At 61.3% G+C, this 13,142-nt stretch carries 12 protein-coding genes; 6 read left to right on the forward strand and 6 right to left on the reverse strand.

The features are described 5' to 3' along the window. Window positions 1-218 precede the first annotated feature (218 nt). Complete coding sequence (locus U5822_RS16585; protein WP_322856717.1) at window positions 219-1,337, forward strand: organic solvent ABC transporter permease; 1,119 nt, start codon at window positions 219-221, stop codon at window positions 1,335-1,337. Here U5822_RS16585 and U5822_RS16590 read toward each other — a convergent pair. From U5822_RS16590 to U5822_RS16600, 3 genes are all read right to left on the reverse strand, one after another. Continuing rightward, entirely contained in the window at window positions 1,327-2,634 is a 1,308-nt protein-coding gene (locus U5822_RS16590; RefSeq protein WP_322856718.1) for an HD-GYP domain-containing protein, read from the reverse strand. The two genes, U5822_RS16585 and U5822_RS16590, sit on opposite strands and share 11 nt — an antisense overlap. A 176-nt stretch (window positions 2,635-2,810) precedes the next feature. Continuing rightward, the gene (locus U5822_RS16595) at window positions 2,811-3,383 is read right to left on the reverse strand and encodes a hypothetical protein (RefSeq protein WP_322856719.1); all 573 of its coding nucleotides are present in this window, start codon (window positions 3,381-3,383) and stop codon (window positions 2,811-2,813) included. Between the two features lie 2 nt (window positions 3,384-3,385). Next, window positions 3,386-3,664, reverse strand: a complete 279-nt coding sequence (locus U5822_RS16600; RefSeq protein ID WP_322856720.1) for a PilZ domain-containing protein — start codon at window positions 3,662-3,664, stop codon at window positions 3,386-3,388. Window positions 3,665-3,853: 189 nt separating this feature from the next. Here U5822_RS16600 and U5822_RS16605 point away from each other — a divergent pair, with 189 nt between their 5' ends. Then, window positions 3,854-4,870 (forward strand): Fe(3+) ABC transporter substrate-binding protein, encoded by a 1,017-nt coding sequence (locus U5822_RS16605; RefSeq protein ID WP_322856721.1) that lies wholly within the window; start codon window positions 3,854-3,856, stop codon window positions 4,868-4,870. A gap of 156 nt (window positions 4,871-5,026) precedes the next feature. Then, on the forward strand, window positions 5,027-6,715 hold the full coding sequence (locus tag U5822_RS16610) for an ABC transporter permease (RefSeq protein WP_322856722.1): 1,689 nt from the start codon (window positions 5,027-5,029) through the stop codon (window positions 6,713-6,715). A gap of 6 nt (window positions 6,716-6,721) precedes the next feature. Here U5822_RS16610 and U5822_RS16615 read toward each other — a convergent pair whose 3' ends face one another. Further along, window positions 6,722-7,219, reverse strand: coding sequence for a thioesterase domain-containing protein (locus U5822_RS16615; protein WP_322856723.1), 498 nt, complete (start codon window positions 7,217-7,219; stop codon window positions 6,722-6,724). 135 nt (window positions 7,220-7,354) lie between these two features. Further along, the gene (locus tag U5822_RS16620) at window positions 7,355-9,022 is read right to left on the reverse strand and encodes an AMP-binding protein (RefSeq protein ID WP_322856724.1); all 1,668 of its coding nucleotides are present in this window, start codon (window positions 9,020-9,022) and stop codon (window positions 7,355-7,357) included. 251 nt (window positions 9,023-9,273) lie between these two features. Between U5822_RS16620 and U5822_RS16625 the strand changes: the two genes are divergently transcribed. The 3 genes from U5822_RS16625 to U5822_RS16635 all read left to right on the forward strand — a co-directional run bounded on the left by U5822_RS16625 (window position 9,274) and on the right by U5822_RS16635 (window position 12,021). Continuing rightward, on the forward strand, window positions 9,274-10,248 hold the full coding sequence (locus U5822_RS16625; protein WP_322856725.1) for an ABC transporter substrate-binding protein: 975 nt from the start codon (window positions 9,274-9,276) through the stop codon (window positions 10,246-10,248). Between the two features lie 66 nt (window positions 10,249-10,314). Further along, a complete protein-coding gene (locus U5822_RS16630) occupies window positions 10,315-11,217 on the forward strand; it encodes an ABC transporter permease (protein WP_322856726.1) in 903 nt (300 codons plus the stop codon). Window positions 11,218-11,226: 9 nt separating this feature from the next. Continuing rightward, window positions 11,227-12,021 (forward strand): ABC transporter ATP-binding protein, encoded by a 795-nt coding sequence (locus U5822_RS16635; protein WP_322856727.1) that lies wholly within the window; start codon window positions 11,227-11,229, stop codon window positions 12,019-12,021. 50 nt (window positions 12,022-12,071) lie between these two features. Here the strand turns inward: U5822_RS16635 and U5822_RS16640 are convergent, their stop codons facing one another. After that, window positions 12,072-12,881 carry a DUF6160 family protein gene (locus U5822_RS16640; protein ID WP_322856728.1) on the reverse strand — a complete coding sequence of 270 codons (810 nt, stop codon included), beginning with the start codon at window positions 12,879-12,881 and terminating at the stop codon, window positions 12,072-12,074. Window positions 12,882-13,142 lie beyond the last annotated feature (261 nt).

The following is a 13,142-nucleotide window of genomic DNA, read 5'->3' on the forward strand; positions in this document are numbered from 1 at the left end:
TGGACAGGGCTGATATGTAGATTGCTAGTGATTGTGGCAACTGTCGGTATTTCAAGGGCGGGAGCACCGGTTCCCGGCCCCGCTGAAAGGCTGAAAGTGCGACGGGTTTCCCGATACCGGTCAGGCGCCATCCCTATAATGCGGTTACAACAATTTACAAACGATCAGCCGCGCCCTCGCTGCGGACCGGCTGACGCGACGGGAATGTACGATACACCATGAGATCCGTTCACCTGACCCGACTGTTACTCACCCTCGTTGCGGCGGCGGCCCTGTCCGGCTGCCTCGATGACGGCAGCTCCGGAAGCGATGACGCCAGCGTCGGCCGCCTGAATTATAACGGCTTCGAAGGCCTGAGTTACCAGACCGCCAGCCAGAGCGGCACCACCAATATCGAAGGTGAATTTCGCTACTACCCGGGCGAAACCCTGAGCTTTCGGGTGGGCGACCTGGCCCTTGTCGACGGCGTGCCGGCCCAGGAGTTCGTCACGCCCCTGGAGTTCTACGCCGATGTGCGCGCCGCGCTGGCCAATCCCGCGTTCGACGACGAGGGCTTGAGCACCCACACCCTGACCGAGCAACAGCTGCTGAGCGACCCGACGCTCAGAAACCTCACCCGCTTCCTGATGGCCCTGAACTGGACCGAAAACGTGCGCGAGGGCGAGGGCATCGAAATCCGGGAGCGGGTGATCCAACAGCTGAACGCCGCGCTGCCCGGCCTGAGTGGGCCCATCGATTTTACCGTCAGTGAGCAGGCCTTCGCGGCGCAGGAAGAGAACCCATCACCGGCGAACCAGCTATTGGCTGAAATTTGCTTCTATCCGGCGGACGACGAGCGCTGCACCCTGCCACCGACCCTGGCCGACATTGACGCGGCGCCGCCCCGCCCTGAGAACGACGAGGATCGGGATCCGGAGATCGACTACCGGGAGGACCTGGAAGCGAAACGGGAGCGCATACTCGACGCCAAACGCAGCCTGGAGGACATTGATGCAGAGGATGCCCGGACCTACCTCACGCGGGAGCTAAAGGCCATCTCCACCGTCATTGCCAATCGCTATTACCTGAACGAGGATGTCATCAGTCACCCGGCCGAGGATACCGACCTCAAGTCGGTGTCCATTCGGCGCATCGGGGGGGCCGCCAACCTGGCCGAAGTCGAGGCGATCAGCACCCGACCGGTCGAGGTTGTGGTCAATGCCACCAGTTGGCAGGAGGCCGACGTGGAGTACTTCGTGGCCGGAGACGCCGGCGGGGAGTCGGAACTGGTGGTCAGCTTCCGGCCGGATGACACCTATCGCTGGGTGCGCAAGCAGCTCCGGGTGCTCATCCGCTGACCAGCCGGCCCAGGGACCAGCGGGATTCCGCGCCGGTCACATCGTATTGGGACGGATCCAGGCCTTCGGCGCCGTGGGGAAGGCATTCGCGGATCGCCACCGACTCCGAGGCGTCCCGGCTTTCGTTGAACTTCGCCAGATCGACGATTTTGGCGGTCTTCATCGGCAGCTGGTTGCTGTCCGTCATGACCATCACCCGCGGCCACAGCCGCCGTTCCGGCGAATGGGAGACCACCACGCCGCGCTGGCCATCGGTGAGCTCGACCAGGCTGCCGGTGGGATAGATTCCGATGGCCTGGATGAAGCTCTCCACCAGATCTTCCTGAAACTCTATGTTGCGCATCTCATACAGCAAGGACACCGCTTTGTCCGGCGTCATCGGCAACGCCGACTCCCTGGGGCCAATCAGGGACTCGAAAAATTCGGCGATACCAGCCACCTTGGCCAGCAGTGGAATCCGGTCACCACGAATACCCTCGGGAAAGCCGGACCCGTTGTGCCGCTCCCGGTGCCCCTGAACGACGCTTAAGACCGCACGGGACAGGCCACTGTCGGCGAGCATGGCCGAGCCCTTGGCCACGTATTCCCGGTACTGGGCGAACTCTTCGGCGTTCAGCTGGCCTTCCCGGCGCAGCAGATCCCGAGGCAGTGCACTCTTACCAACCTGGGACAGCAGGCAACCGAGCCCCAGGTGATTCAGCAGCCCCTCGTTCAAACCCAGGTGGCGACCGCACACCAGCGCCCAGACCGAGGCATTGAGTGCGTGCCGGTACAGGTAGTCGTCGTGTTGCCGGGTACGGCTCAGCCAGAGCAAGGCGTCCGGCTGGCGCACCACGCTGCTGACCATCTTGCTGGTCAGCTCCGCAATGGGCTTGAGTTCCACCGCCTCACCCCGCTGCACGGTTTCGAACAGCCGATGCAGCGCAATTTCCGCATCCGCAAGCAAACGCCTGGACGTTTTAACTTCCTTCTTGAACGGGGTTTCGTTCTCGTAGTGAACCGGCTCACGGATGCTCAGCGGTGGCAACTGCAGTACTTCCCGGCCCTGGCCACGACGCTTGCCGTTGCGGCCGAAGACCAGCTGGCTCTTGACGGTGGACTCCTCCGTCGCCCGAACTTCGGCGACGTCGACCATCACCCATTTGCAATGGGAGGCGAGAGCCCGCACGTCGTCCTGGGATCGGATATGAAAGCCCTGGATTGGAAACGGAGTCTGGTGCCACGGCCGGTCCAAGTCAGACACAAACATGCCCACTTCCAGGTCGTGCACGGCAATTTTCTTCTGTTGGACGCCCACAGGTCACCTCTGGGATGGAAACTTTTCGATGCCACCATTTTGAGCCGACGGCCAACAGAGTCCATAACAGTTTGGTAGCGCAAGGTAACGTGCGGGCGACAAAAGGTAACGCTTGGGATCAGGAGGCAACAAAATGTAGCAATGTGATGCCGTTCACACCACAAGGGCAATATGTGTCACTCAGCGTCACATACCGAATCGTCCAGCTCCGGCATCTTGGCTCGAAGTGAGCCGCGGGGCGCGTTTCGGACATACACCGTGTAAGGCACCGACGACGCGCGCAGGTAATCCAGGTTACGCATTTCGTCACCCTGGCCGACCCGGGTGACGGACGGACGGCAGGACACCAGAAGTTCAAGTTTGTCCCCCAGCTGGGGAATGCGGGCGCCGGGTTCGGACGGGTTGATCACCAGACAGGGGTCGTCGGCACCGGCGGCCCGACCAGCGGGGGCATAAACATCGAGCCGCGAATCACCGCAGGCTCGGACGCCCGGCGCGCAGCTTCCCGCGTCGGGATCGGCGTCGTCACGAATACGCCAGACCCGGTCACTGCACTGGGTCTCAACCTTGACCGGGGTGGCCTTGTCGGCGGCAAACCACCAGTTGGGGTAATCGGCGGTCTGCCAGGACACGCGGACCTGGCGCGGCTCACCGGCCGAATTCTCCGCGGGGAAGACCGCGTAATGGGAGGAATAGGAGGCGCAACCAGCCGAGGACGCGGCCAGCAACACCAGCAGGAAACGCTTCACGATCACGCGCCCCGGAGTTCGAACTGCAGCCCTAGGCCGTCGTTGGTCTTGCGGACGATCAGCATATCGAGCACGGGCGCCGGCACCGGCAGGCCCTGGACCTGAACCGTGACTTTGTCGCCAATGTTCGGTTCGAACGCCTGCCCGTCAACAATGATGAACACACCACCGTCCGAAATGTCCCGGGTTGAAAACAGGAACTCCCCCAACTCCGGGTGCACCACCTTGACCTTGGCGCTCATGGCGGTACGGATGTGCTCTCGTCGATCTATCCCTGTCATGCGCTTTTACCACTACTTTTTACATAGTTTTTATAGTCTTCCGAAGCATACCATCATTTTTGTTGAAATATGCCACTGACATTGTTGACTCTTTGATGAACGCAAATAAGAATGGTTGGCGTTTTTAAATGCCTGCGGCTATCATCCCAGGAAAACACCATTTCAGATTGCAATTTAGAGGGTACATCCATGCGTATGAAACTGGCAGCAACCGCAGCCATGGCGCTGTCCGCGCTTCCGCTCAGCGCCTCCGCCGACGGCGAGGTCAACATCTATTCCTACCGCCAGGCCTATCTGCTGGAGCCGCTGCTGAATGCCTTCGAAAAGGAAACCGGCATCGACACCAACGTGGTCTTCGCCAAGAAAGGGCTGGCTGAGCGCCTTGAGCGGGAAGGTCGGAACAGCCCGGCCGACGTGGTCATGACCGTGGACATTTCCCGGATCAACGAACTGGTCGAACGCGACCTGGTCCAGGGCGTCGAGAACCAGACACTCAACCAGAACATCCCGGAGAACCTCCGGCACCCCGAGGGTAAATGGTTCGCCCTGACCACCCGCGGGCGCCTGATCTTCACCTCACGCGAGCGCGTCGAAGAAGGCGAGATCACCACCTACGAGCAGTTGGCGGACGACAAGTGGAATGACCGCATCTGTACCCGCAGCGGCAAACACCCGTACAACATCGCCCTGTTCTCTTCCATGATTGCCCATCACGGTGAGGCCGACACCCAGGCCTGGCTTGAAGGCGTCAAGGACAACCTGGCTCGCAAACCCCAGGGCGGCGACCGCGATCAGATCAAGGCCATCGCCGAGGGCGTGTGCGACATTTCCATCGGCAACAGCTACTACTACGGCAACATGCTGCGGGACGACAACCAACGTGCCATCGCCGAGCAGGTACGCCTGGTGTTCCCGAACGCGGAAGGCCGGGGCACGCACGTGAACATCAGTGGCATTTCGCTGACCAAGAGTGCGCCGAATCGCGAGAACGCCATCCGGTTGATGGAATTCCTGTCCTCCGCCGAGGCACAGCGGATCTACGCCGAGGCCAACACCGAATACCCGGCGAATCCGGACGTCACGCCGTCCGGCCTGGTCGCCGAGTGGGGTGCGATCAACCCGGACCAGCTGTCGCTGCAGGAAATCGCCGAAAACCGCAACGCCGCGGTGAAACTGGTTGACCGCGTCGACTACGACGGCGAGTGATGCCAGACGACCGGAAACCGCCGCCGCGGTTTCCGGTCCCTTCCTTTTTTCTCCTACCTGCCCCTTGCCTGTTGTCGACAAAGCGGCGTTGCAGGCAGCACATCAGCTGTCTACAATCGACACCCTTTCTCATTTCGATTCAACAACAGGAACACTATGACCGAGGCCGTCACCAGGGTTGAACCAGGGCTGTCCCAGCCCCTGATGGCGAAACGCACCTCACGCCGCTGGCTGATCTCCGCCGTGCTGACCACCGCCATCGTGGCCTTGCCGGTTCTGTCCGTGGTGTTCCTCGCACTGTTTCCTGAAGAAAACATCTGGCCGCACCTGCTGGACACCACCCTGCCCCGCTATCTGACCACCACCCTGCAGTTGATGATCGGCGTGGGTGCCCTGACCCTGGTGATCGGATTGTCCTCGGCCTGGGCCGTGACCATGTGCGAGTTTCCCGGCCGCAAGTTTTTCGAATGGGCCATGCTGTTGCCGTTCGCTGTGCCGGCGTACGTCATTGCCTATGTGTACACCAGCCTGCTGGATTATGCCGGCCCGGTGCAGACCGCCCTGAGGGCCTGGTTCGGCTGGCAGAACGCCAGCGACTACTGGTTTCCGGAGATTCGAAGCCTGGAGGGCGCCACGCTGATGATCGGCCTGGTGCTTTACCCCTACGTTTACCTGTTGGCCCGGGCGGCGTTTCTGGAGCAATCGCCCTCGCTCTTCGCGGTCAGCCGCAGTCTGGGCCATTCGGCCCTCAGCACCTTTTTCCGGGTCGTGCTGCCCATCGCCCGGCCGGCGATCGCCGTCGGACTGTCGCTGGTGCTGATGGAAACCCTGAACGATTTCGGCACCGTCGATTTCTTTGCGGTGCAAACCCTGACCGCAGGCCTGTTCGACACCTGGATGAATCTGGGCAATCTGGGTGGCGCCGCGCAGATTGCCACCACCATGCTGATCTTCATGGTGATCCTCGTGACCCTGGAGCGCTATTCCCGCCGGCGGCAGCAGCAGTTTGCCGCGCGCGATAACCGCGACCCGATTCAGCGCTTTTCCCTTTCCGGACCCCAGCAACTGGCTTGCCTGGCCGCCTGCGCACTGCCGCTGCTGTTCGGCTTCATCATCCCTGGCTTCACTCTGGGCCTGTACGCATGGGAGTATTTTGGCGAAAGCTGGAATCCGGATTTCATCGAAAACACCCTGAACAGCCTGTTCCTGTCCGGAACCGCCGCGCTCACCACACTGCTGATCGGTGTCACCCTGGCGTACAGCCGCCGGCTGCACAACACTCGGGGCATGCAGGTCCTGATGCGGCTATCCAGCCTGGGCTATGCCATGCCCGGAGCGGTTCTGGCGGTGGGTGTCATTGTGCCCCTGGCCGGGTTTGATAACTGGTTCGATGGCCTGATGCGGGAATGGTTTGGCGTTAGCACCGGACTGCTGCTCAGCGGGTCGGCGTTCGCCCTGGTGTTTGCCTACACCGTGCGTTTTCTTGCGGTCTCGGCGGGCAGCGTGGAGAGCGCCCTGCAGAAGGTAACGCCGAGCATGGACATGGCCTCGCGCTCGCTCGGCCACAGCCCGGGGAAAACCCTGGTTCGGGTGCACCTGCCCATGCTCCGGGGCACCCTGCTCACAGCCGCGCTGGTGGTGTTCGTGGATTGCATGAAGGAATTGCCGGCCACGCTGATCCTCCGGCCGTTCAATTTCGAGACCCTGGCGACCTACGTGTACCAGTTTGCCTCCGACGAGCGGCTGTACCACAGCGCCCTGCCGGCCTTGATCATCGTGCTCGCCGGCATTGTCCCGATCATCCTGATGAGCCGGTCCATCTCCAAGACCCGGACCATCGGATAGCGAGGCTCAGCGCGCCGCGTGGGGTGTCACTTTGGAATGCACATCCTTGACCACGAAGCGCCCCTGGAATACCGCCACCGGCCGCCCCAGAGGCTCTGGGGTTGGCTCGCCGCAAAAGACTTCGGCGGTCAGATCCAGTCGGCCCTTGCCGTGGCGCGCCAGACTCTTGCGGAATTTGGCCGGGATCTCACCGCCGGGCAGCCGGCAAATGACGTAGAAGTCCTGATCCACTGGAGCCACATAGTCGATGTTGCCGCTCTGCACCACCACTGCACCGCGCAGGCCCAGGTCCGACAGAGCCAACTCGGTCAGGCCCCAGGCGGCCGTGACCGCCGCCGAATAGACACTGCCCCCGAACCCGGTGCCCTGATGGTTCCGGTTCTGGGCCAGGGGTGCACTTAACAGCAGTGCATGACCGTCCCAGGAAAGAAGGCGGATGCCCAGGGCCTGGGACAGAGGGATTTCTTCGTTGATACGATCCTGGAAAAGGGCCAGTTTGCTCATTTTATCCTCCTGATCCTCAACCAGTTTAGGCGCCTGTACCGGCTTTCCCTATGCGACTTATGTCGGCTCCAGACCCACAAAAAAGGCCCGGCAGTGCCGGGCCTTTGGGTCAATGCTGGCCTGCAACTCCGGCCATCACTGCCAGATCACCGCCTGACGCTGGGCGTACCAGTTGTCGACCTTTTCCTGATACGCATCTTCAACCACGTTGCGTTTCAGCTTGAGGGTCGGGGTCAGGAAGCTGTTTTCGATCGACCACTCGTCACTGACCACCGTGATGAATGCCAGTTGCTCGTGCGGATCGACCGTCTTGTTCACTTCCTGGATCAGGTTCTTGAAGCTGGCTTCAAGCTCCTTACGGAAGTTCTCATCGGCGGCCTTGGGGCGAATGTCCTCTCCCAGCATCACCAGGGCGTGGGGCTGGGTCTGGTTGGCGCCAGACACGCACACCATTTCGATGGCGTCATGGGACATCAGGCGATTTTCGATGGGCGCCGGGGCAATGTACTTGCCCTTGCTGGTCTTGAAGATTTCCTTGATGCGACCGGTCAGCTTGAGCCGGCCCAGGTCGTCAATTTCACCCTTGTCGCCGGTCTTGAGGAACCCGTCCTCGGTGAAGGCCTCGCGGGTTTTCTCCTCGTCCTTGTAGTAGCCCATCATGGTCGCGGGGCTCTTGACCAACACCTCACCCTGCTCGCTGATCTTCACCTCAACGCCGGGCAGCGCTTCCCCGACATAGCCGGTGCGTGAGCGCCCGGGCTTGTTCATGTGGGAGTAGGCAAAGTTCTCGGACATGCCGTAACCCTCAAGGAGTTCCAGACCGAGGTTGCGGTACCAGTCCAGGACATCGCTGGACAGGGGCGCGGAGCCACTGCCGGCCAATTTGACCTTGCTCAGGCCCAGACCCTTGAGAATCTTTTTCTTGATCAGCTTGTTGACCACCGGAATCTTCATCAGCCGTTCCAGCTTCTGCTTCGGCAGCTTTTGCAGCACACCGTGCTGGAACTTCACCCACAGCCGCGGTACCGACAGGAACAGCGTCGGCTGGGCGCGCTGCAGATCCTGGACAAAGGTGTCCAGAGACTCCGCGAAATAGAGCTGGAAGCCGGTGTACAGGGAACCAAGCTCAACGAAGGTGCGCTCAAACACGTGCGCCAGGGGAAGGTAGGACAGCATCCGCTCCTGCGAACCCACGCCCAGCACCTGGGTGCCACCAGCGGCGGCAAAGGCCATGTTGCGGAAACTCAGCATCACGCCCTTGGGACGGCCGGTGCTGCCCGAGGTGTAAACGATGGTGGCCAGCTCGTCCGGATCGCGCTGGGTGTTCTCCGCCAGCGGCGGGTACTTGGCCACGATGTCGTCCCAGGTTTCAAATTCGTTGGGCGGACTCAGCGGGAAGGAAATGCAACGGACCGATTCCGGGACACCGGGCTTCATCATGTCCCAATCGTCCAGCTTGCCCACGAACAGGACATCGCACTCCGCGTGGTTCAGGATGTAGTTGACCGTATCGGCGTTCAGGGTCGGGTACAGGGGCACGGAAATGTGACCGGCCATCCAGATGGCCCAATCGGTCATGATCCACTGCGCGCAGTTTTTGGAAATCAGGCCAATTCGGCTCTTTTCCGGCAGGTTGAGCGATTTCAGATAGGCGGCCATCCGTCGCGCCTCATCGACCGCGCGACCCCAGGTGTATTCCACAACTTTGCCGTCACCAATCGGCTGGGTCATGTACAGGGAGTTGGCCTTGTTGGTCTCCCAATGGTAGACCATATCCAACGGGAGCTTGTTTGTTGTGTCCATCAATCTTCCTTGTTTTCGTTGTTCGAATAATTCGCCATCATTATTAGACTTTCGTAGGGTATTTCAACACACAATGGCGCGTCAAAGTGTGACCGAAGCAAAACAATTTTATTTGTCGAACGTTTCAATCTCCGGTCAGGGCTCGCGACAATCCCTACCCAGAAGCCCCCTCGCCTGTGGTAAACTTGCGCTCCTTCGAAATTCCGAACGCTAAAACCTACCAATCCAGAACGACTCGGAGACCCAGGCATATGGCCAAGAGAACCCTGCGCACCCTGATCGGTGCGGCACTTCTGGCAGCAACAGGTCTGGTGCAGGCCCAGGAAGCCCGCACCGTCGCCATCACGCAGATCGTTGAACATCCGGCACTGGACGCCGTTTATCAGGGCGTAAAGGATGAACTCGCCGAGCAGGGCTTCAAGGAAGGCCAGAACCTGACCGTCATGCACGAGAGTGCCCAGGGCAACTCGGCCATTGCCTCCCAGATCGCCCGGAAATTCGTGGGCGCCAGCCCCGACGTGATCGTTGCCATCGCCACACCGTCGGCACAGACCGTCGCTGCGGCGGCACGCAACCTGCCGGTCATTTTCTCCGCCGTCACCGATCCGGTCGGCGCCAAACTGGTTCCCAGCCTCGAGGCTTCCGGCACCAACATTTCCGGCGTCAGCGACATGCTGCCCATCGACAAGCATCTGGACATGCTCCAGCGAGTCATGCCGGACGCCAAGCGCATCGGCACCGTGTACAACCCGGGCGAGGCCAACGCCGTGTCTCTGGTCAACCTGCTGGAAGAGCGCCTGGCGGCGCGTGACCTGGAACTGGTCAAGGCCGCTGCGACCAAGACCTCCGAAGTGCTGGGCGCTTCCCGCTCCCTGGTGGGCGAGGCCGATGCCATCTACCTGACCACCGACAACACCGTGATCAGCGCTGCCGAGGCGGTGGTGTCCGTGGGTGAACGGGCCAAGATACCGGTCTTCGCCGCCGACACCGCCACCGTGGCCCGCGGTGCGGTTGCAGCCCTCGGTTTCAACTATTACAACCACGGCCGTCAGGCTGGCGCCATGGTTGCCCGGGTACTCAACGGCACCAAGCCGGGCGAGATGCCGGTCGAAACCATGGACACCCTGGACCTGTTTGTGAACCCGGCCGCCGCCGAGCGCATGGGCATCACCCTGTCCGAAGACCTGATCCGGGACGCCAAAGAAGTCGTCAACAGCGACAAGTAACGCCTTACCTGAGCGGGCGGACCCCACAAGGGCCCGCCCGTTTTCTTTCACAGTGAAAAACTACCCATGCTAAGTGAAATCGCATTCTATGGCGCCATCGAGACCGGTCTGATCTACGGCCTGGTGGCGTTCGGCATCTACATCTCTTTCCGGGTCCTGGACTTTCCGGACCTGACCGTTGACGGCAGCTTCCCGCTGGGCGCGGCCGTTGCCGCCGTACTGATCATTGGCGGCTGGAACCCCTGGCTGGCCACCGGTATGGCCGTCCTGGCCGGGATGGCCGCCGGCGCGGTTACCGCCCTGCTTAACGTCAAACTCAAGATCCTGAACCTGCTGGCGTCGATCCTGACCATGATCGCGCTCTACTCGGTGAACCTGCGCATCATGGGTCGGCCCAACGTCGCCCTGCTCACGGAAGAAACCGTGCTCACGCCCTGGTACGACCTGAACCTGGCCTATCACCAGGTGCCGGTGCTGCTGTTCATCATTGTTGTGGTCGTGGCGCTGATCCTGTTGTGGCGGTTCATGAAATCGGAAACCGGTCTGGCCATGCGTGCCACCGGCGCCAACCCCCGTATGGCCCGGGCCCAGGGCATCGCAACCGGCGGCATGATCGTGCTGGGCGTGGCGCTGTCGAACGGACTGGTCGGCCTGGCCGGCGCCCTGTTCGCGCAAAGCCAGGGGGCGGCCGACGTCACCATGGGGGTGGGTGTGATCGTGATCGGGTTGGCGTCGCTCATTGGCGGTGAGGCAGTCATCACGCCGTCCACCGTGGTGCGCGCCCTGCTCGCCTGCGTGTTCGGCGCCATCATTTACCGCCTTGCCATCGCCTTCGCCCTGAACGCCGACGTGCTCGGCCTTCAGGCCCAGGATCTGAACCTGATCACCGCCGTGCTGGTTACCCTCGCCATCGTTCTGCCGGGCGTGCGCAGTTCCGTGATTGGCAAATTCACCCGCAACAAGGCCTGAGGAGGCGACATGATCAGTGCAAGCGATCTTCGACTGACCTTTGGCAAGGGAACGCCGCTGGAAAACCCGGCACTCCGGGGCATGAGCCTGACCGTGAACCAGGGTGAGTTTGTCACCGTGATCGGCAGTAACGGCGCCGGCAAGTCCACCTTTCTGAACGCCCTCTCCGGCGAGGTACTGGTCGACAGTGGCGAGATCATCGTCGATAACGTCGATGTCACCAAGCTGCCCACCCACAAGCGCGCGGGCCGGGTTGCCCGGGTGTTCCAGGATCCGCTCGCCGGCACCTGCGAAGGCCTGTCGATCGAGGAAAATCTGGCCCTGGCCATCAAGCGGGGGCAGCGTCGCGGCCTTACCTCGGCGGTCAAGAAACAGTATCTGGAACAGTTCCGGGCGAGCCTGTCGTCGCTCAAACTGGGCCTGGAAAACCGGCTCGGTGACAAGATGGGACTGCTGTCCGGGGGACAACGGCAGGCGGTGAGCCTGCTGATGGCGAGCCTGACGCCGTCGAGCATTCTCCTGCTGGACGAGCACACCGCCGCACTGGATCCCAAGACGGCGGCGTTCGTGCTGGAGCTGACCACGCAGATCATCGAGGAGCAGCAACTGACCGCCCTGATGGTGACCCACAGCATGAAGCAGGCCCTCGAAGTGGGAAGCCGGACCGTCATGCTGCACCAGGGCCAGGTGGTGTTTGACATCGCCGGGCAGAAGCGTGAAGGGCTGGAAGTGAAAGACCTGCTCGGGCTGTTCGAGAAGCAGCGCGGACTGGCGGTCGATGACGACAGCCTGCTGCTGGGCTGAGAAACCAGACGGGGCGGGTCTACCCCGCCCCGTTTACCAACGGTCTGGTCTCAGTGACCGTAAATCAGCATCGACGTATTGGTGATCGCCAGATTATCGAAAGCCATCGAGCCGATGGACGTGCCACCCACGAGAACCCCGCCAATCCGGATATCTGCCTCGAACGTCTGCAGGTCTATCGCCAGGCTCTCCACGCTTTGCGCATTCGGTGCCGTGTACATGTCCAGTTCGACGTAGGCAAACAGCCGGAGTGGCTGTGGCGCCTGCAGATCGTAATCCGCACCGGTCAGCTGGAAATCCCGAACCCCAAGGGCGAGAAACGGGACATCGAAGTCCATGTCGTCGATGGCAATGTCGGTCTTGAAGTTGAGCTGGTCCGTCGCCGTGTCGACCCGAATGGTGCCCGAGCCGATCAGGGCGTCCATGCGGAAGTTATCTAGGACGGTGGTCGAGCCGCCGGTACCGGTCAGGTTCCAGGCCCCGGTCGACACCCTCAGATCCACGGCGTTGAAGGACAACGGCAACAGGTTGATGATGGCATCGCCATCGCTGGCCAGGTCGATGTTGACCCGGATGTTGTCGAGTCGATCTGTCGCCGAGCCGTTCAGGTTCAGCCCCATCTCCGAGAAAAAGTCGGTCCGGTTGGCACCGCCGACGGAGATGTCGTTGATTTCCAGGGAGCCTTCATCGGTGTAGATGAAGCGGTCAATGTTCAACTTGGTTTCCAGTTCGATGGTGACACCGGCCTGACCGGTGATGTTCCCCATCGCACTGTCATCAAGTCGCTGAAAGTCCGCCTGGGCCACGGGTGCAACACCCGCCACACAGAGCGCTAGCAAGGTTGGATTCAGGCCTTTCATCTTCTGTTCCTTTTATAGTAGTTATCACTTCCTGTGGGCCACTGCAGATTCCGACGCCACTGGCATACTTTAGCGACACGTTGGCGTTGGGTACGTGCAAGGGTCACAAAACGGTTGCGGCCCGCCAGCCGAGGCCCGAACCGGTTATTTTTTAACCACAAGATGTAGTGCCAGTAAAAAATCCCACGCAAGCCGCGGTCCTGTCGGTCATTTCGGGTTTTCAAGCTCGGCACGATTGATTTTCTTTGCCCCCCTGGAACC

It is taken from the genome of Marinobacter qingdaonensis (assembly GCF_034555935.1).
Classification (GTDB): Bacteria; Pseudomonadota; Gammaproteobacteria; order Pseudomonadales; family Oleiphilaceae; genus Marinobacter; species Marinobacter qingdaonensis.

Coding starts and splice junctions, on each gene's coding strand:
- U5822_RS16585 (WP_322856717.1), top strand. CDS start 219: ATGAGATCCGTTCACCTGACCCGACTGTTACTCACCCTCGTTGCGGCG.
- U5822_RS16600 (WP_322856720.1), bottom strand. CDS start 3,664: ATGACAGGGATAGATCGACGAGAGCACATCCGTACCGCCATGAGCGCC.
- U5822_RS16605 (WP_322856721.1), top strand. CDS start 3,854: ATGCGTATGAAACTGGCAGCAACCGCAGCCATGGCGCTGTCCGCGCTT.
- U5822_RS16610 (WP_322856722.1), top strand. CDS start 5,027: ATGACCGAGGCCGTCACCAGGGTTGAACCAGGGCTGTCCCAGCCCCTG.
- U5822_RS16615 (WP_322856723.1), bottom strand. CDS start 7,219: ATGAGCAAACTGGCCCTTTTCCAGGATCGTATCAACGAAGAAATCCCT.
- U5822_RS16620 (WP_322856724.1), bottom strand. CDS start 9,022: ATGGACACAACAAACAAGCTCCCGTTGGATATGGTCTACCATTGGGAG.
- U5822_RS16625 (WP_322856725.1), top strand. CDS start 9,274: ATGGCCAAGAGAACCCTGCGCACCCTGATCGGTGCGGCACTTCTGGCA.
- U5822_RS16630 (WP_322856726.1), top strand. CDS start 10,315: ATGCTAAGTGAAATCGCATTCTATGGCGCCATCGAGACCGGTCTGATC.
- U5822_RS16635 (WP_322856727.1), top strand. CDS start 11,227: ATGATCAGTGCAAGCGATCTTCGACTGACCTTTGGCAAGGGAACGCCG.
- U5822_RS16640 (WP_322856728.1), bottom strand. CDS start 12,881: ATGAAAGGCCTGAATCCAACCTTGCTAGCGCTCTGTGTGGCGGGTGTT.